The following is a 21,285-nucleotide window of genomic DNA, read 5'->3' on the forward strand; positions in this document are numbered from 1 at the left end:
ACTCCGTGCCATGGCGGACATGAGCATGAACCGGGCGATCCACGCCGCCGTCCGGCGGGATCTGGGTCGCTTCCTGAACGCACTCGACCGGTTCCCGGACGGGGACCGGCAACGCGCCGCGCAGCTCGCGACGGCCTGGCAGAACTTCGACGACCAGCTCACCCGGCACCACCAGGACGAGCACCGGATCGCCTGGCCCGCGCTGCGGAAGGTCGGCGTCGGCCAGGACGTACTCGCGCAGCTCGATGCCGAGCACGACACGATGGCGACGGTGTTGAGCACCACCCGTACGGCGATGGGCACCCTGAGGAACTCAGCTAGTGCGGCGGATGCGACAGCCGCGCGTACCGCGATGGCGGAGCTGCAGCGGGTCACCATCGAGCACTTCGAGCATGAGGAGGAGGAGATCGAGCCGGTCTACCTCATGAACGAGGGGACGCCGGAAATGAAGGCGATGGGCCGCGAGTTCGCCAAGGTCAGCCCGAGCCAGGGCGGCACCTTCTTCGCCTGGGCCCTCGACGGCGCGACCCCGGCCGAATCGAGCGCGATCACCCGTACGATCCCGAAGCCGGTCCTGACCGTCATCCTCGGACTGTTCGGCCGGAACTACCGCAAGTCGGTCGCCCCGGTGTGGCGGAGCTGATCAGGCGGCGAGCTTCAGCTGTACGGCGACTCGCTGGACGTGGGTGCGCACCGTCTCGATGCCCGGTGACGCGTCGACCTCGTGGTGGATGCCGCGGTCGAGATAGAAGTCGATCAGCGGCGCGGTCTGCTCGTGGTAGACCTCGAAGCGGCGGCGGATGACCTCTTCGGTGTCGTCGCTGCGGTGCTCGATCTCGGCCCGCTTGAGGAGCCGGACGACCAGGGCGTCGACCGGCACCTGCAGCACGACGGCCGCGTCCAGCGAGCGGCCCTGTCCGTCGAGGATCTCGTCCAGGACGCCGGCCTGGTCGAGGGTCCGCGGGTACCCGTCCAGGACGAACCCCGGACGGGCGTCGGGGGCCGCGAGCCGGTCGCGGACCATGTCGTTGGTGACCTCGTCGGGGACGTACTCCCCGGCGTCGAGGTACCGCTGCGCGGTCCGGCCGAGCTCGGTCCCTTCCGCAATGTTCCGGCGAAAAAGATCGCCGGTGGAGATCACCGGTACGCCGAGATGTCCGGCCAGCAGGCCCGCGTGCGTTCCCTTACCCGCTCCGGGCGGCCCCATCAGCAAGACAGTCGTCACGGCGTACTCCTGACACTCGGTAAGTCCCCAAGATTATGGGACCTGCCACCCGTTGCGATACGGCGTAGATCACTTCGGGACCCAGGCCTCAGTCACATCCGCGCGGAACTGTCCGCGATCGCGGTCAGAATTCCATCTCCGGACGGAGCTCGACGACGTCGCCCGGGCCGGCGAACTTGGCCGCCAGCTCCTCCGCGCGAGCCTGGGTCGCGCAGTTCAGCACGAAGAACCCGGCGAGCTGCTCCTTCGACTCGGCGTACGGACCGTCCGTGCTGACCGGCTTCTTGCCCTCCCAGCGGTAGACCCGCGACGTCGACGGAGCGTCCAGCGCCAGGCCGCTGACCAGCTCGCCGGAGGCGGACAGCTCGGCGAGCAGCTCGTCGAACTCCTTGCCCATCGCGGCCCGCTCGTCCGCCGGGATGGCCCGTCCGACCTCGGTGAAGTCGATCGTCGGGTGCCCCCACGGCTGCGGGTTGGAGTGGATCAGGACCACGTACTTCATCTCAGAACCTCCTGTGTTGTGCCGATTCACCCCGGACGTCGGAGGCGGTCACGGACGCTCGACATTTTTCCTGGATGTATTCCAGCTCACATTCGGTCACACTCGCCCCGGCACGCTCCGTCAGCGCTACAGAACCCAAGAACGGAGCGATTCTCATGATTCTGGTGACAGGCGGTACAGGAACGATCGGCCGTGAGGTACTCCCGCTGCTGCAGGCGGCCGGCGCGAAGGTCCGAGTACTGAGCCGGCACGCGGGCGACCGCGGCGACGGGGTCGAGTACCTGGCGGTAGACCTGCTGACCGGCGACGGGCTGGACGCGGCAGTCGACGGCGTCGACGTGATCCTGCACCTGGCCGGCGGACCGAAGGGCGACGACGTCGGCACCCGCAACCTGGTCGCCGCGGCCGAGCGGGCGAACGTCGGGCACCTCGTCCACATCTCGGTGACCGCGGTCGACGAGCTGCCGCTGACCTACTTCAAGTCGAAGCTCGGCGCCGAGCAGGCGGTCGTCGGCTCGAAGATTCCGTCGACCGTACTGCGGGTCGCCCAGCTGAACGAGTTCGCCTGGAACACCGTACGGGTGATGGCGAAGCTGCCGGTGCTGCCGGTGCCGGGCGGGATCCGGTTCCAGCCGGTCGACCGCCGGGACGTGGCCGCACGGCTCGCGGAACTCGCGCTCGGTGAGCCGCAGGGCCTGGTCCCCGACCTGGTCGGGCCGCAGGTGTACACGCTGGGCGAGCTTGCCCGCGACTACTTGCAGGCGACCGGGAAGCACCGGCTGTCGCTGCCGATCCGGGTGCCCGGCAAGGCGGGCAAGGTGTACCGGGCGGGCGGGAACCTGACCCTGTCCGGCGCGACGGTTGGCACTCACACCTGGGACGAGTTCGTCGCCGCGCAGGTGTAGGGCTCGAGCAGTACGTCGAGGTCCGGCGTACGGCGGCGTGCGATCCCGGCCAGGAAGTCGGCGACCTGGACCCGCGGATCGTCCCGCGAGTCGACCTGCACGAACGACCGCAGCGGCGGCGGATGCACTCGCGCCGCGAGGAAGGCACCGAGGCGGGCGACCCGGCCAGGTGTCAGCGCACTCTGCTCGTCGTGCACCACGGCGAGCGAACGACCGCCGGCGCTCCAGTGCAGCACCGTGGCGGCGAGCGCCGGTACCAGCGGTTCCAGCGGCGGCGGGAGCTCCGGATCCTCGTCGATCAGTCGCTGCATCACCAGTTCGACCCGGGCGCGGGTCAGCGCTCGCAGCGCCGGTACGTCGGTCGGCATCGTCGCGAAGAACCGGTCCACGGCCGCGTGATCCATCAGCCGCACCCGCTTCGTCCGGGTGAGGTCCACGAACGCCGCGAGGAAGGCGGTCCGGTGCCGCAGCAGGTCGACGACCCCGGAGTGATCGGTCCCGAAACTGGTACCCCAGCCGTACGACGGCTCCTCGGTGAACAGCTCGAGCACGCGCGCGGCGACGTACGCGGTCTTGTCGATGAGGTGCACGTGAGCGTGCCCGCGGAGCTCTTCGAGCAACCATTCCAGCGCGGGCCGCTGCTCGGGACGGAGCAGCTGGTTGGACTTGTACTCCGAACGCCGCCGGTGCCCGAGTACGCCGATCAGCTCGGCGGCGGCCGGTACGTCGAGGTCGACACTGGCATGGGTGATGACCGGCGAGGCGGGATCGAGCAGGTTGGTTCCGGAAAACCCCGACTCGTCGCACGCGATCTCGACCGCAGCGGACATGCACCCATCATCGCGGCGCGGTCGGCGGATCGCGATGAGTTTTTCCGCGCTCACTCGTCTCAACGGGAAAGGAGGAACCACCATGGCGAAAGTCCTGTACTCAGTCACACTGTCCATCGACGGCTTCATCTCCGGACCGAACGGCGACATGCAGTGGATGCGCCCGTACCTCGGCCCGAACCCGGAGGTCGACGAACTGGTCCCGCGGATCGGCGCGCTCCTGGTCGGCCGCCGCACCCACGACGGCGACGACCCACACAAGGGCGACCCGAACGAGGGCCAGGCGTTCGGCGGCGGCTACGACGGCCCGGAGTACGTCGTCACCCACCACCCACCGGCCGATCCCCGCCCCGGCGTCACGTACGTCGACGACTTCACCAAGGCCCTGGCCGCGGCGAAACAGGCAGCCGGCGACAAGTACGTCAACGTGATGGGCGCGAGCATCGCCAAACAGTGCATCGAGGCCGGCGAACTGGACGAGGTCCTGGTCCTGTACGCCCCGGTCATGCTCGGCGACGGCACCCGCCTCTTCGCCCACCCCGGCGGCCGCACCGTCCGCCTCCAACGCCGAAGCGTCACCCCGACTTCGCTGGCAACCAGCCTCTGGTTCGACGTCATCAAGAACTAACAGGTGCTGATCCGGGGTTGGACGTTCGAAAGCCGACTGCGCCGAGCCCGCGCGGCCCTGCCCGCGGCTCGGACGTCGCCGTGCCACACTCCGCTCCCACCCACCCCACTGTCCCCCGTGCCGAGGCCGACCACTACACCCGAACTGGATCTCCCGCGAGGCCACCGGAATGCAGGCCACGCAGGTGACCTGTCGCTTGCCTCGCCTGTCACCGCCCGGTCTAACTGCCGATCACCAGGAGGCCAGATGTTCTGTAAGGGGTAACGAGATCGTCTGGACGCTGGCTGGGCATCGTTGGTGAGTTCGGACACCGTTCATGACGAGTTCCGAAACCGCCGGGACTGCTTCAGAGGACGTTTTGATGATGAGTTCTCACGCTTACCTGAGCGGCGGCAAGAACCCTACCGGTGCTTCAGTTGGTCTCGGGACCACGAACTGAGTTACAAACACCGAGACGACAGTTTCCCATCGATGGGAGGTAGCCTGTAACCCACGGAACCTTAACGGCGCGGTATTGCAACTTGACCGATATTTGCCGCATTAGTTATGGGGACATTTGGGTGGTAATTTAGCCCTACCTGCGTTCTGCAGTGGAACCGGAGTCACGCTCTGAGCAAATCCTCTATACGTTGCACTGTCGCTCTCAACATCGGTGATGAGCATCGAACGGAACGGCTCACAACGTGCTCTGCTCCGTATCGACCAAGGATCTCCGCCAACCTCTCGTCAACACCAACGGCGCAACCGTCCACATCAGTCGTCATGTCTGAATATGTCAGGGCATCGAGCGACAATTGAGTCGGGACCGGGAACTCGACGCGGACTGGTGGCAGGCCTCTCAACTCTGCCTCAACTTCTGCGCCCGTATGATTCGCGACAAGGTTGCAAATCGCCGTATCGCAGGCAAGGGTGTCCCGCAGGTACCGCGCACCGTCGATCGGATGGAACCCGGTCAACGCCAACTCCGGCGAGTAACCGATGTCGTGCAGCCAGGCCGCCACCTCGACAAGTTCGGCGTCCGCGCCCAGAATCGGGGCCAGTCGCCTAGCCGTCTTGGCGACCCCGATCGTATGCGACCAACGCTTAGGCAGCGGTATCGCAAGCAGTCCTTCTGCAATCGAACTAGCGTGGTCGGCGGACAGCACAGAACTTGCCTCTCAATCGACGTGGGATCTAACTCCAGAAAGATACGCATCGATCTGACGGGTCATCGAGGGATGTATGTCGAGCGTGCCCAGCTCACTGAAGTCGAACCAAGCAACTTCACTTGCCTCATCATTGATTGTCGGCTCACCGCTCACAGGCCGTCCGATGAGCGTGATCTCGAACTCTTGCCGGGTTTCGCCGTCCGAGTACTGCACGATGTGAGCGGGGTCAGAGTAGATTCCCAGCAGCTCGGTGATCTCCGCCGTAATCCCGGTCTCCTCCTTGCACTCGCGCACTGCACATTCGCTCGGCGTCTCACCGAAATCCTGTGCACCACCTGGGAGCGCCCACTGACCGGTATCGCGCCGCCTTTGAAGCAACAGCTGTCCTGCATCATTCACCACCAGCATGTTGCACGCCGGAACGAGTGAGTTCGGCGCAGGCGCGTCCGGGTCACCATAGTATTCGGTGCGACTCATTCATTGCCTCCAGCGGAGTCCTGCCAAGCTGTGGCTGACTTCCAAACGGCTTCGAAGCTTTCACGGTAGTGATCAAAGAATCCAGTAACAATATCGATACGGCGAAAATGTAGCAGCGGATTCGCGCTGGCGGGTTGGCCCCACGCATGCGGGTTTGCCAGCAGGTTGTCATCAAATCTGAAGATAGAGTTGTACAGCGTGGTCGCATGGAGCCGTATCTCGCAGTTGTCTTCGGCGAGCAGCGGTTTGAAGTACGTACGTGCGGCACGGATCTTCGCAGACAGGGTACCTTCTAAACCCTCTTCCCGATCTCGGAGCGCAACTGCGTCACAGTCGGGATCACCAAAACAAATTCTGACCTCCACGCCCGCACTCGCGCGCGCCGCGAGCGTTCTGCTGATGCTCGGAATTTGCGACAAGAACGTTCCCGAGTAGATCAGGACATCAATTGCTTGCTCGGACTCATCGATCAACTGTTGCCACGTTTCCCGAGACACTGAGGACCGATTGGGGTAGAGGCGAACAAGCTCCGAACTGGACTCCGACTTGCGCCGATGCAATTTCTGTTGTGCAACCGCCGGCCAGAGATACACCTCATCCGCCTCAAGGAACTCGGCGGCCGCCCATCGGTACCTGCGGTGAGGCATCCGGTTCTTCGACAGCCAGCGCTCCACAGTCTTCGGGTCAACCGAGCACACCTGAGCAAGGGCATCGACGGTCACGCCACGCTGAAGCATCACCGACCGTAGGCGTTCGTTCATTCTATGCATCATTCAGGACAGCTACGGACTTTTCAAGACAGCCTGAGACGTCTCGGGAACATCTCGGCCTGTCAGACCGGCAGGGGTGCACGGTGGGCCTACTGCGACGTAAGGTCGAACCTATGCCACACCTTCTCCTCTGGGATATCGACCACACACTCATCGAGAATTCTGGTGTGAGCAAGGCCATATACTCGACGGCATTCGAGCTTGTGACCTCCATTGCATCTGCAGTACCGCCGGTCACGGAAGGCAAGACAGATCGCCTGATAATGAGCGAGCTGTTTACTTCGAATGGCATCGAAGTGCCAGAATGGCCGAGGATTCACTCCGCTCTCCGATCCGCGGGCAAGATGCATGAAAGCCAGCTGAAGAAGATAGGTCATACGCTCCCCGGTGTCCGAAAGCTGTTGGAGACAATCACCTGTCGCCCGGGCATAATTCAGACCGTAGTGACCGGCAACATCGCCGAAAATGCACGGGTCAAGCTTGCCGCTTTCGCCCTCCAGGACTTTCTAGTACTCGAAGCCGGCGGATACGGCTCGGACAGCGAGGATCGCGCCGAGCTCGTCCGCCTGGCAAAAGCCCGTTGTTCTGCCATTTCTGGCACGGTATTTGACTCCGAGAACACAACCGTCATCGGCGACACCCCACGCGATGTCGAAGCCGGGCACCGAGCCGGTGCGAGGGTCGTTGCCGTTGCTACAGGGCCCGACTCCGAGAGCCGACTGAACTCCGCAGGCGCGGACGCGGTGCTGCCAGATCTGTCCGACACGAGCAGAGTTCTCGACCTGTTGATCGGACCCGGTCACCTCTAACTGCTGTTGACAGTCGCTGCCCGTTCAAGTTCTCCTCTACGGAGCAAGGACGCACAGGACATTCACGCATCTCAGGACGTCCCTTAAGCGTCCCTCAGGGCGGTACCCACGTCCTGTGGCGCCCCGTAACTTCATCGGCACATGAAGCCTCTCGCAAAGGCCGGAGTCATGAGAGTTATTGCCGAACGGGGAAACACAGTGGGTACGCGGACAGTGTGCGGGTATCTCAGGAAGCAATTCATGATGCCCAGCGTCGAGGTTGCCGCCTTGCGTCAGCTAATCCTGGACTGCGCGACTGAAAATGGCGTGGTAGTGGACATGATCTTCGAGGACGAACTCGACATGGCCACCGATCAGCTCGCTGAGTGCCTCTTTGCTCTCCTCGGCGCAGATGAGCCGGTCATGATCGTTCCGGACCTCTCACATTTTGCGGGCAACGGGAATCCGCTCGAGGCCAGAAGAGACTTCGAGCGGGAGGGAGTCAAGATCCTGGTCGCCCGGAATCGACCGCCAATTCATCAATAGGACAGGGTCCAGATCTGCAAAGCCGGCGGAGCGGGCGTGCCGAGTATGGAGTTGTTCTCCTCGACTGTCCTTCGAACTCCGCGCCCGTTCCGTCATTCCAGTCGGTGTCACATTCCATGCGGCCGCGACCTTTCCCGTGGACCCGGCGACTGTCATTGAGGCAGCACCGATGTCCCTCCGCCCATGCCAGGAAGGTGAACGTAGATGTCGCAAGTGCAACAACTGAAGGGGCAGCTCTATCAGGTCGCCACTGAGGCGACGCAGGGTGCGGCGAGCCTCGGTGGTTTCAAAATGCGTTTCGGTCAGAGTGCGGTGCAGGTGCTGGCGTTGATTCAAGGATCGGCGACGAATGCTGACGCCGATATCAGTCAGCTGCTCGACGCAGCCGGGAGAGCTGTTGAGCAGGCGTCGGAAGCGCTGCAGATTGCCGCGCACGGCTGCAAGAATTACGCCGACCAGATCTAGCGGCGACGCTTATGCCGTCGGAGCTGCAACGGGTCGCATCCGAACTGCTGGCGTGCATTGACCGCATCCCCGACATGGTCGCGTACCTCTCACGCACGGCCACACGTTGCCGGGAGCAAGCGGCGTATCTCGCGCAGTTCGGGTCGAGCAATCCAGCCGCGCATACGGCGGCCCTGCAGCTCGACACCGCTGCCCGGGCATGTGACGAGGCGGCTGAGTACGCCGGTCGGGTTCCACTACGTGCACGTAGTTGGGTTGATCAAATGGTCAGCGGCGGACGCACCGTGCCCCGCTCGAACGGAGGATCTGTTCCGCGTCCTCAATCTAACCCAGCCGACAGCGATCCTGACTCGATTATGCGCAGGCTCCCCAAGCGGAATCCTGACAATAACGACCCAACCACGGGGATTCTCGTTGACGAGACCGGCAAACGGCAAAGCTTTGTCAGCGGCCGCGGAGATTACCTGGAAGAGAAGGCGCTCGACCTCTGCAAAGAGAAAGGCTGGCAGCCATTCGACCGGACCCGACACACAGAGATCAAGGTCGCGGTGCACATGCGCCTGACCGGGGTCGAGCGAGCGACCCTATACCTCAACAACGAACCATGCGATATCCCAGGGGCCAACTGCCGGATTCTGCTGCCGCGATTCCTGCCGCCTGGAGCAGAACTTGTAGTATATGGCCCGAACGGCTACCGCGAGACTTTCAAAGGCAAGAGCGAAGGATGACACCGGAGATGAGTTCTACCATCACGGCCTCCTACCGGAGCAAAGACGGAACCATGAAACTCGCGACCGAAAGCGACGTATCACGGTTCCTTGCACGCATGTTGAAGGAAGCGGTGATCGACCATGACAACACCTGCGCTTGGCTCTACATCGACGGGCGGCCGGTCGACGAGGACGGCATCGCGGACCATGAAATGCGCGTGGGAGTAATTCCCAACTTCCCTGAGTCGGACCCCGACAACAAGCACACCGTCAGGTCGTCGGCCTGGACTCTCGGGTTCACCGACGTTCGCGGGAGCATGTACGTCAAGGGTCGAGACAGCGGCCTGGAGGAGGTTCCGCTCTTCACCCAGGGACACGACGAGAGCTTTCCTGGTGACTCCCTCATTGACGGCGACGTCGTCAAGAACGCCATCCTCGACGCGCTGAGGACGGGAGAACGCCCCACCAACGTGGCATGGTCCCCCACTCGCTAGCCGCATCGCGACTGACTCTCCTCTGGACCACGCCGCGACCGAATTCCTGGCCACCCGTGCACCCATCCTCCGTTGAGTGGAGACGGTCCGACCGTTGATCGGATTCGATGTTTTCGGCCTGAATTCGATGCGTCACCTTGCAACCACGCACCACCGGCTGGGTCGGCTCGGGTGTGGGCAGTCCGTCTCGCGCAGGAGACGGTTGGGTGGGTGGGAGCGGGGTGTGGCACAGCCGCCTCCAAGCCACGGACAGGACCGCGTGGGCTCGGCACAGTCGCCTTTCAACCCCGGCCCGACAAACACAGTCAGCCCAGGCGTCGGCAGGCCGTCCCAGCGCAGAAAAACAGTCGGGTGGGTGGGAGCGGGGTGCAGCACCGCGACGTCCGAGCCATAGACAGGGCCGCGTGGGCTCGCCACAGTCCCCGTTCAGAAGTCGGTGCCGGTTGGGTGCATGAGGGCTCGGATTTCGACGCTGCGGTCGGGGGTTTGGGTGTCGGGGAGGAGGTGGGCCAGTTCGATGGCGCGGGCTCGGTTTTCTACGTCGATGACGTAGTAGCCGTCGATGCGGGTCGGCTCGCTTGCCGGGAGTTGGACGGACAGTTGGGGGTCGGCGAGCAGTTCGCCGCTGACGAGTTCGCCGGCGTCGTAGGCAGCCCGTTCGAACTCGTCGCGGGGTAGGCGTGGGTCACCGGCACCTTGCAGGATCAGTAGGAATTTCATCGGCGCTCTCCTCTCATCGAAAGGACGGAGCTGAGCGCCGGGTTTTGACATGATGGGCCGATGTTCGTGCGTACCGAGCGGCTGAGTGTGCGCCGCTTCACGGCCGGGGACGCCGAGCGGTTCGCGGCGTACCGCTCGGATCCGGTCGTTGCCCGCTTCCAGGGGTGGGAGGCGCCGGTTGCACTCGCCGACGCGCGGGAGACGGTCGAGCGGTTCGCGGCGGGTGATCCGGAGGCACCCGGCTGGTTCCAGTACGCCGTCGCGCTGGACGACGTACTGATCGGGGATCTCGGGCTGAAGCTGCACGAGAACCGGATGCAGGCCGAGCTCGGGTTCACGCTCGCGACCGAGTACCAGGGCCACGGGTATGCGTCCGAGGCGGTCCGCGGTCTGCTGCAGCACCTGTTCGTGGATCGTCAACTGCACAAGGTGTCCGCCGAGTGCGACGCCCGCAACACCGCGTCGGCCCGCCTACTGGAACGGGTGGGTTTCACGCGCGAGGGGCTGCGCCTGTCCCACACCTGGTTCAAGGGCGAGTGGACCGACGACCTGCTGTACGGATATCTCAACCCGAAGCAGCCCACGCCCGTGCCGTCAGCCTGATCGACCCGTCCGCTTCGATCGGCAACCGCTCCCGTACGGCGTCCCGGATCGCGTCCTGGTCCGCCGGGTCCAGACTCCGCAGGTACGCCGGCGCCACGCCCTGCCCGCCGAGGAACGGCTGCCAGTAGTCGTCGAACGACGCGAAGACGGTCGGTACGACGATCTCCCGCGTCCGCACGTCCAGGAACCCGGCCGCGCGGTATATCCGTTTCAGGCCCTCGGCTGTACAAAATGCGAACCGCCGGCCCTCGTCGGCCTCATGATCCTGCGGCCGTACGGCGAGCATCGCGTCGAAGAAGTACCGCATCAGCTGCATCCCGCCTGCGTAGTCCCACACGTAGACGGCGACCGTGCTGCCGATCTCCCGCATCCGGCGCAGCGCGTGGACCCGTTCCGGGATGAAGTTCAGCACCAGCCCGGCAACGACAGCGTCGTACGGCCCGTCCGGCAGCTCGGCCGCGGACCGCACCTCGAACGCCGCCCGCGGATCGTCGACGGTCTGCTTCGCGTACCCGACGAACCCCTCCGACGGGTCGATGCCGAGCACCGACGCCGGCGCGGCCGTCCGCAGGATCGTGCTGGTCAGCGCACCCGTACCGCAGCCGACGTCGAGCCACCGCAGCCCCGGCGGCTGGTCCAGCCAGTCGACGAACTCGGCCGCCACCAGCCGGCTCCAGCGGCCGACGTACGACTCGTAGATTCCCCCGCTCGACCACTCACTCACCTTTGCAGGATCGAGGGCAGCGCGACTCCGGTCAACGTCTCGGACACCTGCCACAGCCGGGCGTTGGTGGCCGGATCGGTGGCGGTCTTCGGGTTGCGGACCTGCGTGGTCTTGCCGACCAGGCCGAAGATTCCGTTCGGTCCGTAGTACGCACCGGACTTGGCGGCCGGGTCGGCGGCCGCGAACAGCAGCGGCTCCGTGCCGGTCTCGACGTCCTGCTTGGGCAGCGGGTTGTGCCGCATGAAGAACTTGTTGAGCGCCGACTGGCGGCCCAGCGAGGCACCGGCCGTCTGCAGGTTGGTCCGCGTGTAGCCCGGGTGCGCGGCCACGCTGACCAGGCCCCAGTCGCGGTCGGCCGACAGCTTGGCGAGGTGGTTGCTGAGCATCAGGTCGGCCAGCTTGGACTGCGCGTACGCCGACGTCGGCCGGTAGCCCCGCTCCCACTGCAGGTTGTCGAAGCCGATCTTGCCCAGGTACGCCGCTCCGCTCGACATTGTCGCGATCCGCGGGGCCGGGGCGGCCAGGATGAGCGGCAGCAGCCGGACCGTGAGCGCGAACGGGCCGAGGTAGTTCGACCCGAACTGCAGCTCGAACCCGTCCTTGGTGGTCAGCCGGGTCGGCGGCGTCATCACGCCGGCGTTGTTCACCAGCAGGTCCAGGTGCGACTCGTCGGCGGACAGTTGTTCGGCGAACTCCTGCACCGACGCCAGGTCGGCGAGATCGATCCGCCGTACCTCGAGCTGAGCGTCGGGGTGCTCCGCGAGGATCTCGGCGCGGGCGGCCTCGCCCTTGGACGGGGTGCGGACCGCCATCACCACGCGAGCACCGGCGGCGGCGAGGCGCTTGGTGGCCTCTTTGCCGGTACCGCTGTTCGCGCCGGTGACGACGACGAGCTTGCCGGTCTGGTCGGGGACGTCGTACATATTGCACTCTCCATAAAAGACTGGTGGTCTGTTATGTCGAGACGTTATCAGACCAGCGGTCCGATAACAACAGACCGTCGGTCTGTAGAATCTGTGACATGAACTTCAAGCGCGCCCGCAATCCGGAGCAGCGGGCCGAGCGGCGGCGGGCGATCCTGCGGACCGCGGCCGCGATGCTGACCGAGATGCCGGTCGCCGACGTCAGCCTGAACGAGCTGAGCCGTCGGGTCGGCCTGGCGAAGTCGAACGTGCTGAACTACTTCGACTCCCGCGAGGCCGTGCTGCTCGAACTGTCCGGCAGCGAGCTGACGGCCTGGGTGCAGGACCTGTCCGCAGCCCTGTCCGAGGTCTCACCGCAGTTGCCGAGCGCGGAGCGCGGCGAACTGCTGATCACCGCTGTCGTCGGCACGCTGGGCAAGCGGCCGGTGCTCTGCGACCTGATCAGTGCGCAGGCGGCGGTGCTGGAGCGGAACATCACGACGGAGACCGCGCTGGCGTTCAAGCGCTCGGCCGCGGTCGCGTACCAGGAGATGATCGCGGTGGTGGCCGGCGTCCTGCCGGAGCTCGGCCGGGAGGGAGCGGGCCGTTTCATCGCCACCGCGACCCTCCTCGCGGGCGCGGTCTGGACCCACTCCCATCCGGTACCGGCGATCCTGGCCGCCTACGAGGCCGACCCGGCACTCGAGGCGATCAGGATGAACTTCGAGCCGTCACTGACCGACGGCCTCAGAACCTTGCTGTACGGCGCAATGCCGAGGGATCAGGGGAGGTAGTAGTTCGGGTTCGGGAGCTTGAAGGTGCGGTCGGCGAAGCCGCCCTTGAGGTCGGAGAACTGGTCGCCGAAGTTCGCGACGATCTCGTAGCCGAGGGATTCGATGTGGGCGCGGGTCGCCGACTTGTAGTGGATCGTCGTACACGAGCCGTTCTTGTCGTCGGCGCAGGCCTGCTTCAGGTAGTCCGGGTAGTCGGCAACGGCCGGCTTCGTGAACAGGCCGTCCTCGCCGTTGGTCAGCGTGGTCGGCGCCGGGTAGCCCGCGTCGACCCCGATCCCGTCCGAGGTCAGGTTGCCGAGCGTCGCCTGCTCCTGCGCGGCACCGCGGCCGGTCAGGTAGAAGATCGCGTAGCCGTCCCGCGCGGCGGTCTTGACCAGGTCGACCATGCCGGGCACGGCCGGGAACTTCTGGTTCAGCACGAAGTCCGCGTTGCTGGTCGGGTTGAACGCCCAGTTGCTGGCGATCTCGTAGTTCCAGGTGGCCAGCGTGGTGTCGTCGACGTCCAGCAGGATCGCCTTCTTCTTGCTGGTGCGGTGCGGGACCGAGATCCAGCGGGTACCGGCCGCGGCGACCTTCTGCGCTTCCTTCGCGTAGTTGCTGTCGGCAGCGAAGTTACCGGTGCCGAGCGGGTCGCCGTAGTAGTTGCGCAGCTGCTGGCGCAGTACGTCGATGTTCGTGACGTCGTCCGCGCGGTGCGGCGTGGACGTCTGGATCGCGGGCTGCTGGGTGGCGGCACCGGCCGAGTACGCGACCCCGCCGACAACCGATGTCATCGCGACCGCGGCGACGCTGGTCAGGACCATCCGGCGGGACGGCCGGCGCCAGGAACGGAATGCCATGGGTGACCCTTTCGGAACAGGAATGCTTGCCAGGGCACGCTAACCCCGTCACCGGCCGTTCGGCTGGACGTCAAGGGGAATCCTGCGGATGTTCACACCTGCTTGAGGTAGCGATGGCACGGCACCGGCAACGTACCGTCGCCGACCGACGCCGGATAGTCGAACGCCCCGCCGTCGGTCCAGCCGTTCCGCTCGTAGAACCGCCGAGCGCGCGCGTTACCGGTCGCAACCGCCAACCAGGCTTCGCCGTACCCGTCCGCTTTCACCTGCCGCTCCGCCTCCGCGAGCAGCTCCGCGGCAACCCCCGATCCGCGGTAGGCGCTGCCGACGTACACCTGCTCGACCTCGTCCCCCACCACCATCACGAATCCGGCGACCGCGTCCCCCACAACGGCAACCGTGGTGTCGGCGATCCGTTCTGCCGCACGGGTGCCGAACGATTCCTCGGTCCGTACGGCGACCAACGCGTCCGGCACATGCCCGAGATGCCCGTCCTGCCAACCGGCGTACCAGATCTCGGCAATCGCCTCTGCATCAGCAGGAACCGCAGGTCTGACTGTCATGCACGTCAGCGTAATCGGATGGCCCTCTTGGACTTCTACGCTTCGCCCATGGCCGAACTACTCCCCTACGCCGCGCCGGCGGGCGCATGGGCCGAGTCCGTCGCGGTAGTCGCGGGGCCGAGCCGAGCCCAGACCCGCTGGGACGGCGAAGTGATGGTCCGCGGCACGGATGACACGCCGAGCGTCACCGCGTCCGAGTCGGGGCTGAACGGTCAGCAGTACTACCTGTTCATGCTGCAGCGACATGTCGACGCGGTGCAGCAGACCGAGCTGCCCGAGACCGTGGAGGGCAAGCAGCGGCGTTGGGACACGCTGGTCGAGGCGACCGGGTATGTGGCGGCGCAGTCGACCGGACTGCTGAGTCCGTTGGCCGACATGCACCCGGTCGGGCAGGTGGAGGCCGATCTCAACGCGGGCCTCGCCGACGTGTGGACGCAGGAGCGGCTGCCGCAGGTGTGGAAGCAGAGCGACTCCGCCGGCCTGATGTCTCCCGACGAGGTCCCGGCTCCGCACTTCACGTACGCCGGTCGTGGTCCAGCGGCCGCGGCGACGCGTGATGTGATCGCGGAGCTCGTTCGTCAGCATGGGCAGGATCCGTCGTCCCGCGACTTCGTGACCGCCTGCGAGCAGCTGATCGTCGTACCGCCGGATCATCAACGCTGGCAGGCGTTGATCGACCGGATGCCCGCCGCGGACAAACTGTCGAACGAGGAACGCCGGGACCTCGCCTATGGCTTCCGCGCGAACTTCAGGGCCGCCCTCGCCGCCGAGGATCCGGCAAGCGGTACGCCGGACTCCCGGATGAGCGCGATGGTCCGCACGGTGGCGGCCGCCGTCCGCACGGCGACGGACGGGCGAACCACCGCCCCCGACGCACGATCCGTCGACGGGCGGCTCGCCGCGCTCGCGAACGACGTCGCGCTCACTCCGGGTCGTACGCCAGGTTCGGACGGAGCCAGCGTTCGACCTCCGAGGTCGGGAGTCCTCGGCGTACTGCGTAGTCTTCGATCTGGTCGCGGTTCAGGCGGCCGACACTGAAGTAGCGCGACGCCGGGTGCGCGAAGATCAGACCGCTGACGGCCGCGGCCGGGGTCATCGCGTACGACTCGGTCAGGCCGAGGCCGATCTGCTCCGCTTCGAGCAGTTCGAACAGGTCCTTCTTCTCGGTGTGGTCCGGGCTCGCCGGGTAGCCGAGCGCCGGCCGGATGCCGCGGAAGCGTTCCGCGTGCAGGTCCTCGAGCACCGGCTGTACGTCGGGTTCGAACCAGGCGCGGCGTGCCTCCAGGTGGATCCACTCCGCGAACGCCTCCGCCAGCCGGTCGGCCAGCGCCTTCACCATGATCGCCTTGTAGTCGTCGCCCAGTTCCTCGTACGACTTCGCCAGCGCCCCGGCTCCGTGGATCGCCACGCCGAAACCACCGAGGTGGTCTCCGGACGGCGCGATGTAGTCGGCCAGGCAACGGTTGTGCCGTCCGGCGGGCTTCTCGGTCTGCTGCCGCAGCATCGGGAACGACCGGTCCAGCCCGTCGAGAACGATGTCGTCACCCTCACTGTGCGCGGGCCAGAACCCGTACACGCCCTCGGCGGTGAAGGATCCGTTCGCGATGATCTCGTCCAGCAAGGCGTTCGCGTCGTCGAACAGCTCCCGCGCGACCGGCTGCTCGAGGATCGCCGGGTACTTCCCCTTCAGCTCCCAAGCCAGGAACAGGAACTGCCAGTCGACCATCTCGCGCAGCGTCTCGATACTTGGCGACACACGCTTCAGGCCCGTGAACGCCGGCACCGGCAACTCGCCGTACTCCACCGGCTCCCGGTTGGCCCGGGCCGCCTCGAGCGTCAGCATCGGTGCGCGCTGCTTGTTCGCGTGCTGCTCGCGCAGCCGCTCCTGCTCGATACTGTTGCGCTTGGCAAGCTCCTCGGCGCGGTCGTCGTCGAGCAGGTCGGACACCACACCGACCACCCGGGACGCGTCCAGAACGTGCACGGTGGTGTTCTCGTACGCCGGGGCGATCCGGACCGCGGTGTGCTGCTTGGACGTGGTCGCACCGCCGATCAGCAACGGCAGCTTCAGCCCGCGCCGCTGCATCTCCTCGGCCACCGAGACCATCTCGTCCAGCGAGGGCGTGATCAGCCCGGACAGGCCGACCGCGTCCGCACCCTCGGCGATCGCGGTGTCGAGGATCTTTGCCGCCGGCACCATCACGCCGAGGTCGATCACCTCGTAGTTGTTGCAGCCGAGCACCACACCCACGATGTTCTTGCCGATGTCGTGCACGTCGCCCTTCACGGTGGCGAGCACGACCTTGCCCTGGCCGCGGACCATCTCGGCACGGCCCTCGCGCCGGGCTTGCTCCTTCTCCTCCTCCATGAACGGCTCGAGGTAGGCGACCGAGCGCTTCATCACCCGCGCGCTCTTCACCACCTGCGGGAGGAACATCTTGCCGGCGCCGAACAGGTCGCCGACCACCTTCATCCCGTCCATCAACGGGCCTTCGATCACGTCGAGCGGCCGCGGCAGCTGCTGCCGCGCCTCCTCGGTGTCGTCCTCGATGTAGTCGACGATCCCGTGCACGAGCGCGTGCGACAGCCGTTCCTCGACCGAGCCCTCGCGCCAGGTCAGGTCGATCTCGCGCTGTTTGCCCTTGCCCTTCACGTTCTCCGCGAACGCGACCAGCCGGTCGGTGGCGTCGTCGCGACGGTTGAAGATCACGTCCTCGACGAGCTCGAGCAGGTCCTTCGGGATGTCCTCGTACACCGCGAGCTGGCCCGCGTTGACGATGCCCATGTCCAGGCCGGCCTTGCCCGCGTGGTACAGGAACGCCGAGTGCATCGCCTCGCGGACGATGTCGTTGCCGCGGAACGAGAACGACAGGTTCGAGATCCCGCCGCTGATGTGCACGCCTGGGCACCGGGCCTTGATCAGCGGCAGCGAGTCGATGAAGTTCTTCGCGTAGTTGTTGTGCTCGGACATCCCGGTCGCGACCGCGAGCACGTTCGGGTCGAAGATGATGTCCTCGGGCGGGAACCCGACCTTCTGGGTGAGCAGGTCGTACGCCCGGCCGCAGATCTCCACCTTGCGCTCGACGGTGTCCGCCTGGCCCTGCTCGTCGAACGCCATCACGACCGCGCCGGCGCCGTAGTCCCGGATCCGCCGGGCGTGGTCGAGGAACTGCTCCTCGCCCTCCTTCAGGCTGATCGAGTTCACCACGCCCTTGCCCTGTACGTGTTTCAGCCCGGTCTCCAGCACCGACCACTTCGAGCTGTCGATCATGATCGGGATCCGGGCCACCTCGGGCTCGGTCGCGATCAGGTTCAGGAACGTGGTCATCGCCTGCTCGCTGTCGAGCAGGTCGGCGTCCATGTTCACGTCCAGCAGGTTCGCGCCGCCGCGGACCTGCTCCAGCGCCACGTCGACCGCGGCCTGGTGGTCGTCGCCCTCGATCAGCCGGCGGAACTTCGCCGACCCGGTCACGTTGGTCCGCTCACCGATCATCACGAACCCGGTGTCCTTGCCGATCTTGAACGGCTCCAGCCCGGAGAACCGGGTCGTGTGATCGGCCGGTACGACGGTCCGCGGCGGCAGCTGCTGAACCGCTTGGGCGATCTTCGCGATGTGGGCGGGCGTCGTACCGCAGCAGCCGCCGACGATGTTGACCAGACCCGACTCGGCGAACTCCTGCAGGAGCGCCGAGGTCTCGTCGGGCGTCTCGTCGTACCCGCCGAAAGCGTTCGGCAGACCGGCGTTCGGGTGCGAGGCGACGTACGTGCCGGCGAACCGCGCCAGGTCCGCCACGTGCGGGCGCAGTTGCGCGGCGCCGAGCGAGCAGTTGACGCCGACGACCAGCGGGTCGGCGTGTTCGACCGAGCTCCAGAACGCCTCGACGGTCTGGCCGGACAGAGTTCGGCCGCTCAGGTCGACGATCGTCACCGAGATCCACAGCGGCAACTGCGGCGCGACCTCACGGGCCGCAGCGACGGCCGCCTTCGCGTTCAGAGTGTCGAAGATCGTCTCGATCAGCAGCAGGTCGACGCCGCCCTCGGCGAGCGCGGCGATCTGTTCAGCGTACGCGGCCTTCACCTGCTCGAAGGTCACGGCACGGTACGACGGATCCTCGACACGTGGGCTCAGCGACAGGGTCACGTTCAGCGGGCCGATCGAACCGGCGACGAACTTGTCCCCGAACTCGTCGGCGGCCTGCCGGGCGAGGCGAGCACCGGCGACGTTCATCTCGCGCACGTACTCCTGCAGGCCGTAGTCGGCCTGGCCGATGCTGGTCGCGGTGAACGTGTTCGTGGTGGTGATGTCCGCCCCGGCGGCCAGGTACTGGCGGTGGACGTCGAGGATGACGTCCGGGCGGGTCAGGTTCAGCAGATCCGGATCACCGGTGACATCGTGCGTGTGGTTGCCGAAGCGGTCGCCCTGGTAGTCGGCGGGCTGCAGCTTCGCCCCCTGCAGCATCGTGCCCCACGCACCGTCGAGGACCGCGATCCGCTGATCCAGCAGTTCCCGCAGCGCGGTTTCACTCATCTGCCAACCCCTCCAGAAGCGATCTCCGGAGGCGCCCTTGCAGTCAACTCCAGGTCGAGCGTGGCGGACCTGGGTCCGTTGCAGCGCCTCTCGGCCTGGATGGTCCATGTTAGTGGCGTCACATCGTGCGCCAAGTCCTCTGTCCACATTCTAGGACGAGTGTTCAATCAGTGGATGAGGTCCTGGATGCCCGGAGCGTACAGGGCGGCGATCGTCTCCGGGGTCGCGGTGGAGATCGGGCCGCTCTTGTCGATCGCCAGCAGCGCGCCGAGGCCGAGCAGTTGGGCGGTGATCAGGCCGGCCCGGAGCTCGGCGTCCGGTCCGGTCAACCGGGCGGCGACGGCGCGGGTGACCTGATCGCGGAAGTGCTCGCGGATCAGCGCGCGTTCGTCACCCTTGCCGGCCGCGAACACGACCCGGACGAGCAAGTCCTGATCGTTGGCCCGGCGGTACTCGACCAACGTCCGGACCGCGTGCTCGCCGAGCCGCTCGTTCGGCGCCTGGAGCAGCAGCTGGGCCGCCTCGCTGAAGTCGGCGACCCGCTCGAAGAGCGCTTCCTTGCCGCCGAAGTGCTTGACGATCAGCGCGGCGCTGACGCCCGCGTCGGCGGCGACTTCCCGCAACGTGACCGCGTCGTACGGCCCGCGCGCGAACGCCTTCCGCGCCGCGCGCAGAATCGCGGTCCGCCCCGGATCGCTCACTTCACCGGCACCTCGGTCGTCACCTCGTACGCCGGCGTGCGTCGCCGTACCGGGATGAACAGCACGAGCCCGGCGGCCGCCACCGCGGCGATGCCCGCGATCACGAAGACGATCAGGTACGCCGACAGCGCCGGCGCGATCTTGCCCGCCTGGGCGATCGTCACGTTCGCCAGCACGATGGCGACGATCGTGCTGCAGATCGCCTGCCCGATCGTGCGCATCAGCGTGTTCAGGCCGTTGGCCGCGGCGGTTTCCGTCACCGGGACAGCATGCATGATCAGGGCAGGCAGCGCCGAGTACGCCACGGCGGTCCCGGCGCTGACAACGGTCGCCCCTATCACAATTCCCGCGACGCTCCCGCTGGTGAACAGCCGTACGACGTACCCCGCCGCCATGATCAGCGACGCGATCCCCAGGGTGAACCGAGGCCCACGCGCACCGGAGATCCGCGCCGACACGGGCGAAAGCAACACCATCGCCACGCCACCCGGCAGCAGGCACAGTCCACTGACCACGATGGATTCGCCCAACCCGTAGCCCGTCCAGGTCGGCTCCTGCACCAGCTGAGCCGTGGACAACGAGTTGGCGTAGAACGCGAACCCGATCAGCAACGCGCTGAGATTGGTGAACAGTACGGCGGGCCGCGCCGACACCCGCAGATCCACGAGTGGGCTGCGAGTGCGCAGCTCGTACCAGCCCCAGACCGGGACGAGCAGCACCGCAACGGCGTACAGGACAGCGAGGGTCGGCGTACTCCACGCGCTGCTCTTCGAGACCGCGAGCAGCAGGCAGACCAGGAACGCGCTCAGGCCGAGCGCTCCGACGACGTCGAAGCGGCCGCTGGTACGGACGGCGGACTCCGGCACGATCAGCAGCACCAGGACGATGTCGAGCAGGCCGAGGCCGAGGTTGATCCAGAACATCGTGTGCCAGTTCGCGTACTCGACCACGAGCGTCGCGGCCGGGATGCCGAACGCGGCGCCGATCCCGAGCGTCGAGCTCATGATCGCGATCGCCGGGATCACCCGCTCCCGCGGGAGTTCGTCGCGGAGGATGCTGATGCCGAGCGGTACGACGGCGACCGCGGCGCCCTGGAACGCGCGGCCGGCGATCAGCACACTGAGGTTCGAACTGGTGGCGCAGAGCAGCGAGCCGACGACCATCGAGCACAGGGCGATCAGCAGAACGCGGCGCTTGCCGTACATGTCGCCGGCGCGGCCGAGCAGCGGCGTGAAGACCGCGCCGGTCAGCAGCGTGATCGTGATCAGCCAGCTGACGTCGGACGGCGGGCTGTGGGTGATCGCGGGGAGCTCGGGCAGCAGCGGTACGACGATGGTCTGGCTGACCGAGACCAGCACACCACAGAACGCGAGCGCGGACAGGATCAGGCGCGGACGAGCAGTCAAGCGGAGCCTCACAAGGG

At 66.3% G+C, this 21,285-nt stretch carries 25 protein-coding genes and 1 riboswitch; of the genes, 11 read left to right on the plus strand and 14 right to left on the minus strand.

Annotation, left to right across the window (positions count from 1 at the left end):
* Nucleotides 1-10: 10 nt before the first annotated feature.
* Nucleotides 11-643, plus strand: a complete 633-nt coding sequence (locus tag FB475_RS08710) for a hemerythrin domain-containing protein (RefSeq protein WP_141854209.1) — start codon at nucleotides 11-13, stop codon at nucleotides 641-643.
* Here FB475_RS08710 and FB475_RS08715 read toward each other — a convergent pair whose 3' ends face one another.
* Nucleotides 644-1,225, minus strand: a complete 582-nt coding sequence (locus FB475_RS08715; RefSeq protein ID WP_238332038.1) for an adenylate kinase — start codon at nucleotides 1,223-1,225, stop codon at nucleotides 644-646.
* Nucleotides 1,226-1,349: 124 nt separating this feature from the next.
* Nucleotides 1,350-1,727 carry a YciI family protein gene (locus tag FB475_RS08720; protein WP_141854211.1) on the minus strand — a complete coding sequence of 126 codons (378 nt, stop codon included), beginning with the start codon at nucleotides 1,725-1,727 and terminating at the stop codon, nucleotides 1,350-1,352.
* Between the two features lie 155 nt (nucleotides 1,728-1,882).
* Here FB475_RS08720 and FB475_RS08725 point away from each other — a divergent pair, with 155 nt between their 5' ends.
* A complete protein-coding gene (locus FB475_RS08725) occupies nucleotides 1,883-2,632 on the plus strand; it encodes an SDR family oxidoreductase (protein WP_141854213.1) in 750 nt (249 codons plus the stop codon).
* On the opposite strand, the gene FB475_RS08730 is transcribed toward FB475_RS08725, so the two are convergent.
* A complete protein-coding gene (locus FB475_RS08730) occupies nucleotides 2,596-3,462 on the minus strand; it encodes a DUF3800 domain-containing protein (protein ID WP_141854215.1) in 867 nt (288 codons plus the stop codon). The two genes, FB475_RS08725 and FB475_RS08730, sit on opposite strands and share 37 nt — an antisense overlap.
* An 82-nt stretch (nucleotides 3,463-3,544) precedes the next feature.
* Between FB475_RS08730 and FB475_RS08735 the strand changes: the two genes are divergently transcribed.
* Complete coding sequence (locus tag FB475_RS08735) at nucleotides 3,545-4,090, plus strand: dihydrofolate reductase family protein (RefSeq protein WP_141854217.1); 546 nt, start codon at nucleotides 3,545-3,547, stop codon at nucleotides 4,088-4,090.
* A 602-nt stretch (nucleotides 4,091-4,692) separates the two neighbouring features.
* Here FB475_RS08735 and FB475_RS38360 read toward each other — a convergent pair.
* Genes FB475_RS38360 through FB475_RS08750 form a run of 3 tightly spaced genes read right to left on the minus strand, consistent with a single transcriptional unit; the run spans nucleotide 4,693 to nucleotide 6,476 of the window.
* A complete protein-coding gene (locus FB475_RS38360; RefSeq protein ID WP_202878291.1) occupies nucleotides 4,693-5,235 on the minus strand; it encodes an HD domain-containing protein in 543 nt (180 codons plus the stop codon).
* A 12-nt stretch (nucleotides 5,236-5,247) separates the two neighbouring features.
* The gene (locus tag FB475_RS08745) at nucleotides 5,248-5,715 is read right to left on the minus strand and encodes an NUDIX domain-containing protein (protein WP_141854219.1); all 468 of its coding nucleotides are present in this window, start codon (nucleotides 5,713-5,715) and stop codon (nucleotides 5,248-5,250) included.
* On the minus strand, nucleotides 5,712-6,476 hold the full coding sequence (locus tag FB475_RS08750; RefSeq protein ID WP_141854221.1) for a helix-turn-helix domain-containing protein: 765 nt from the start codon (nucleotides 6,474-6,476) through the stop codon (nucleotides 5,712-5,714). Before FB475_RS08750 ends, FB475_RS08745 begins: the two co-directional genes overlap by 4 nt.
* 122 nt (nucleotides 6,477-6,598) lie before the next feature.
* Here FB475_RS08750 and FB475_RS08755 point away from each other — a divergent pair, with 122 nt between their 5' ends.
* The 5 genes from FB475_RS08755 (at nucleotide 6,599) to FB475_RS08775 (ending at nucleotide 9,488) form a co-directional block, all read left to right on the plus strand.
* A complete protein-coding gene (locus FB475_RS08755) occupies nucleotides 6,599-7,294 on the plus strand; it encodes an HAD hydrolase-like protein (RefSeq protein ID WP_141854223.1) in 696 nt (231 codons plus the stop codon).
* Nucleotides 7,295-7,534: 240 nt separating this feature from the next.
* Nucleotides 7,535-7,819, plus strand: a complete 285-nt coding sequence (locus FB475_RS08760) for a hypothetical protein (RefSeq protein ID WP_141854225.1) — start codon at nucleotides 7,535-7,537, stop codon at nucleotides 7,817-7,819.
* 204 nt (nucleotides 7,820-8,023) lie between these two features.
* The gene (locus FB475_RS08765) at nucleotides 8,024-8,284 is read left to right on the plus strand and encodes a hypothetical protein (RefSeq protein ID WP_141854227.1); all 261 of its coding nucleotides are present in this window, start codon (nucleotides 8,024-8,026) and stop codon (nucleotides 8,282-8,284) included.
* Between the two features lie 11 nt (nucleotides 8,285-8,295).
* On the plus strand, nucleotides 8,296-9,012 hold the full coding sequence (locus FB475_RS08770) for a DddA-like double-stranded DNA deaminase toxin (RefSeq protein WP_141854229.1): 717 nt from the start codon (nucleotides 8,296-8,298) through the stop codon (nucleotides 9,010-9,012).
* Between the two features lie 8 nt (nucleotides 9,013-9,020).
* A complete protein-coding gene (locus FB475_RS08775) occupies nucleotides 9,021-9,488 on the plus strand; it encodes an Imm1 family immunity protein (protein WP_185759157.1) in 468 nt (155 codons plus the stop codon).
* Nucleotides 9,489-9,914: 426 nt separating this feature from the next.
* Here the strand turns inward: FB475_RS08775 and FB475_RS08780 are convergent, their stop codons facing one another.
* Nucleotides 9,915-10,208, minus strand: a complete 294-nt coding sequence (locus tag FB475_RS08780; RefSeq protein WP_141854234.1) for a YciI family protein — start codon at nucleotides 10,206-10,208, stop codon at nucleotides 9,915-9,917.
* Nucleotides 10,209-10,268: 60 nt separating this feature from the next.
* On the opposite strand from FB475_RS08780, the gene FB475_RS08785 reads away from it, so the two are divergent.
* Entirely contained in the window at nucleotides 10,269-10,811 is a 543-nt protein-coding gene (locus tag FB475_RS08785; protein ID WP_141854236.1) for a GNAT family N-acetyltransferase, read from the plus strand.
* Here the strand turns inward: FB475_RS08785 and FB475_RS08790 are convergent.
* On the minus strand, nucleotides 10,774-11,535 hold the full coding sequence (locus tag FB475_RS08790) for a class I SAM-dependent methyltransferase (RefSeq protein WP_141854238.1): 762 nt from the start codon (nucleotides 11,533-11,535) through the stop codon (nucleotides 10,774-10,776). The genes FB475_RS08785 and FB475_RS08790 overlap by 38 nt on opposite strands.
* Entirely contained in the window at nucleotides 11,532-12,458 is a 927-nt protein-coding gene (locus tag FB475_RS08795) for an SDR family oxidoreductase (protein ID WP_141854240.1), read from the minus strand. Before FB475_RS08795 ends, FB475_RS08790 begins: the two co-directional genes overlap by 4 nt.
* A 98-nt stretch (nucleotides 12,459-12,556) precedes the next feature.
* On the opposite strand from FB475_RS08795, the gene FB475_RS08800 reads away from it, so the two are divergent.
* A complete protein-coding gene (locus FB475_RS08800) occupies nucleotides 12,557-13,231 on the plus strand; it encodes a TetR/AcrR family transcriptional regulator (RefSeq protein ID WP_141854242.1) in 675 nt (224 codons plus the stop codon).
* Here FB475_RS08800 and FB475_RS08805 read toward each other — a convergent pair.
* Together FB475_RS08805 and FB475_RS08810 are read right to left on the minus strand one after the other, a co-directional pair.
* Complete coding sequence (locus FB475_RS08805) at nucleotides 13,219-14,070, minus strand: HAD family acid phosphatase (RefSeq protein ID WP_141854244.1); 852 nt, start codon at nucleotides 14,068-14,070, stop codon at nucleotides 13,219-13,221. The two genes, FB475_RS08800 and FB475_RS08805, sit on opposite strands and share 13 nt — an antisense overlap.
* A 92-nt stretch (nucleotides 14,071-14,162) precedes the next feature.
* A complete protein-coding gene (locus tag FB475_RS08810; RefSeq protein ID WP_141854246.1) occupies nucleotides 14,163-14,633 on the minus strand; it encodes a GNAT family N-acetyltransferase in 471 nt (156 codons plus the stop codon).
* Between the two features lie 48 nt (nucleotides 14,634-14,681).
* On the opposite strand from FB475_RS08810, the gene FB475_RS08815 reads away from it, so the two are divergent.
* The gene (locus FB475_RS08815) at nucleotides 14,682-15,671 is read left to right on the plus strand and encodes a hypothetical protein (protein WP_141854249.1); all 990 of its coding nucleotides are present in this window, start codon (nucleotides 14,682-14,684) and stop codon (nucleotides 15,669-15,671) included.
* Here the strand turns inward: FB475_RS08815 and metH are convergent.
* The 3 genes from metH to FB475_RS08830 all read right to left on the minus strand — a co-directional run bounded on the left by metH (nucleotide 15,556) and on the right by FB475_RS08830 (nucleotide 21,268).
* The gene (metH, locus tag FB475_RS08820; protein ID WP_141854251.1) at nucleotides 15,556-19,161 is read right to left on the minus strand and encodes a methionine synthase; all 3,606 of its coding nucleotides are present in this window, start codon (nucleotides 19,159-19,161) and stop codon (nucleotides 15,556-15,558) included. The two genes, FB475_RS08815 and metH, sit on opposite strands and share 116 nt — an antisense overlap.
* Before the next feature lie 22 nt (nucleotides 19,162-19,183).
* Nucleotides 19,184-19,259: riboswitch (S-adenosyl-L-homocysteine riboswitch) on the minus strand.
* A 69-nt stretch (nucleotides 19,260-19,328) separates the two neighbouring features.
* Complete coding sequence (locus FB475_RS08825) at nucleotides 19,329-19,862, minus strand: TetR/AcrR family transcriptional regulator (protein ID WP_141854253.1); 534 nt, start codon at nucleotides 19,860-19,862, stop codon at nucleotides 19,329-19,331.
* Nucleotides 19,859-21,268, minus strand: coding sequence for an MFS transporter (locus FB475_RS08830; RefSeq protein ID WP_202878292.1), 1,410 nt, complete (start codon nucleotides 21,266-21,268; stop codon nucleotides 19,859-19,861). Before FB475_RS08830 ends, FB475_RS08825 begins: the two co-directional genes overlap by 4 nt.
* Nucleotides 21,269-21,285 lie beyond the last annotated feature (17 nt).

The sequence above is a fragment of the Kribbella jejuensis genome (assembly GCF_006715085.1).
GTDB lineage: Bacteria > Actinomycetota > Actinomycetes > Propionibacteriales > Kribbellaceae > Kribbella > Kribbella jejuensis.

Bases quoted from the DNA above. Each gene is read 5' to 3' on its own strand.
- FB475_RS08710 (WP_141854209.1), top strand. From the start codon at position 11: ATGGCGGACATGAGCATGAACCGGGCGATCCACGCCGCCGTCCGGCGG.
- FB475_RS08720 (WP_141854211.1), bottom strand. From the start codon at position 1,727: ATGAAGTACGTGGTCCTGATCCACTCCAACCCGCAGCCGTGGGGGCAC.
- FB475_RS08725 (WP_141854213.1), top strand. From the start codon at position 1,883: ATGATTCTGGTGACAGGCGGTACAGGAACGATCGGCCGTGAGGTACTC.
- FB475_RS08730 (WP_141854215.1), bottom strand. From the start codon at position 3,462: ATGTCCGCTGCGGTCGAGATCGCGTGCGACGAGTCGGGGTTTTCCGGA.
- FB475_RS08735 (WP_141854217.1), top strand. From the start codon at position 3,545: ATGGCGAAAGTCCTGTACTCAGTCACACTGTCCATCGACGGCTTCATC.
- FB475_RS08745 (WP_141854219.1), bottom strand. From the start codon at position 5,715: ATGAGTCGCACCGAATACTATGGTGACCCGGACGCGCCTGCGCCGAAC.
- FB475_RS08750 (WP_141854221.1), bottom strand. From the start codon at position 6,476: ATGAACGAACGCCTACGGTCGGTGATGCTTCAGCGTGGCGTGACCGTC.
- FB475_RS08755 (WP_141854223.1), top strand. From the start codon at position 6,599: ATGCCACACCTTCTCCTCTGGGATATCGACCACACACTCATCGAGAAT.
- FB475_RS08760 (WP_141854225.1), top strand. From the start codon at position 7,535: ATGATGCCCAGCGTCGAGGTTGCCGCCTTGCGTCAGCTAATCCTGGAC.
- FB475_RS08765 (WP_141854227.1), top strand. From the start codon at position 8,024: ATGTCGCAAGTGCAACAACTGAAGGGGCAGCTCTATCAGGTCGCCACT.
- FB475_RS08770 (WP_141854229.1), top strand. From the start codon at position 8,296: ATGCCGTCGGAGCTGCAACGGGTCGCATCCGAACTGCTGGCGTGCATT.
- FB475_RS08775 (WP_185759157.1), top strand. From the start codon at position 9,021: ATGAGTTCTACCATCACGGCCTCCTACCGGAGCAAAGACGGAACCATG.
- FB475_RS08780 (WP_141854234.1), bottom strand. From the start codon at position 10,208: ATGAAATTCCTACTGATCCTGCAAGGTGCCGGTGACCCACGCCTACCC.
- FB475_RS08785 (WP_141854236.1), top strand. From the start codon at position 10,269: ATGTTCGTGCGTACCGAGCGGCTGAGTGTGCGCCGCTTCACGGCCGGG.
- FB475_RS08795 (WP_141854240.1), bottom strand. From the start codon at position 12,458: ATGTACGACGTCCCCGACCAGACCGGCAAGCTCGTCGTCGTCACCGGC.
- FB475_RS08800 (WP_141854242.1), top strand. From the start codon at position 12,557: ATGAACTTCAAGCGCGCCCGCAATCCGGAGCAGCGGGCCGAGCGGCGG.
- FB475_RS08805 (WP_141854244.1), bottom strand. From the start codon at position 14,070: ATGGCATTCCGTTCCTGGCGCCGGCCGTCCCGCCGGATGGTCCTGACC.
- FB475_RS08810 (WP_141854246.1), bottom strand. From the start codon at position 14,633: ATGACAGTCAGACCTGCGGTTCCTGCTGATGCAGAGGCGATTGCCGAG.
- FB475_RS08815 (WP_141854249.1), top strand. From the start codon at position 14,682: ATGGCCGAACTACTCCCCTACGCCGCGCCGGCGGGCGCATGGGCCGAG.
- metH (WP_141854251.1), bottom strand. From the start codon at position 19,161: ATGAGTGAAACCGCGCTGCGGGAACTGCTGGATCAGCGGATCGCGGTC.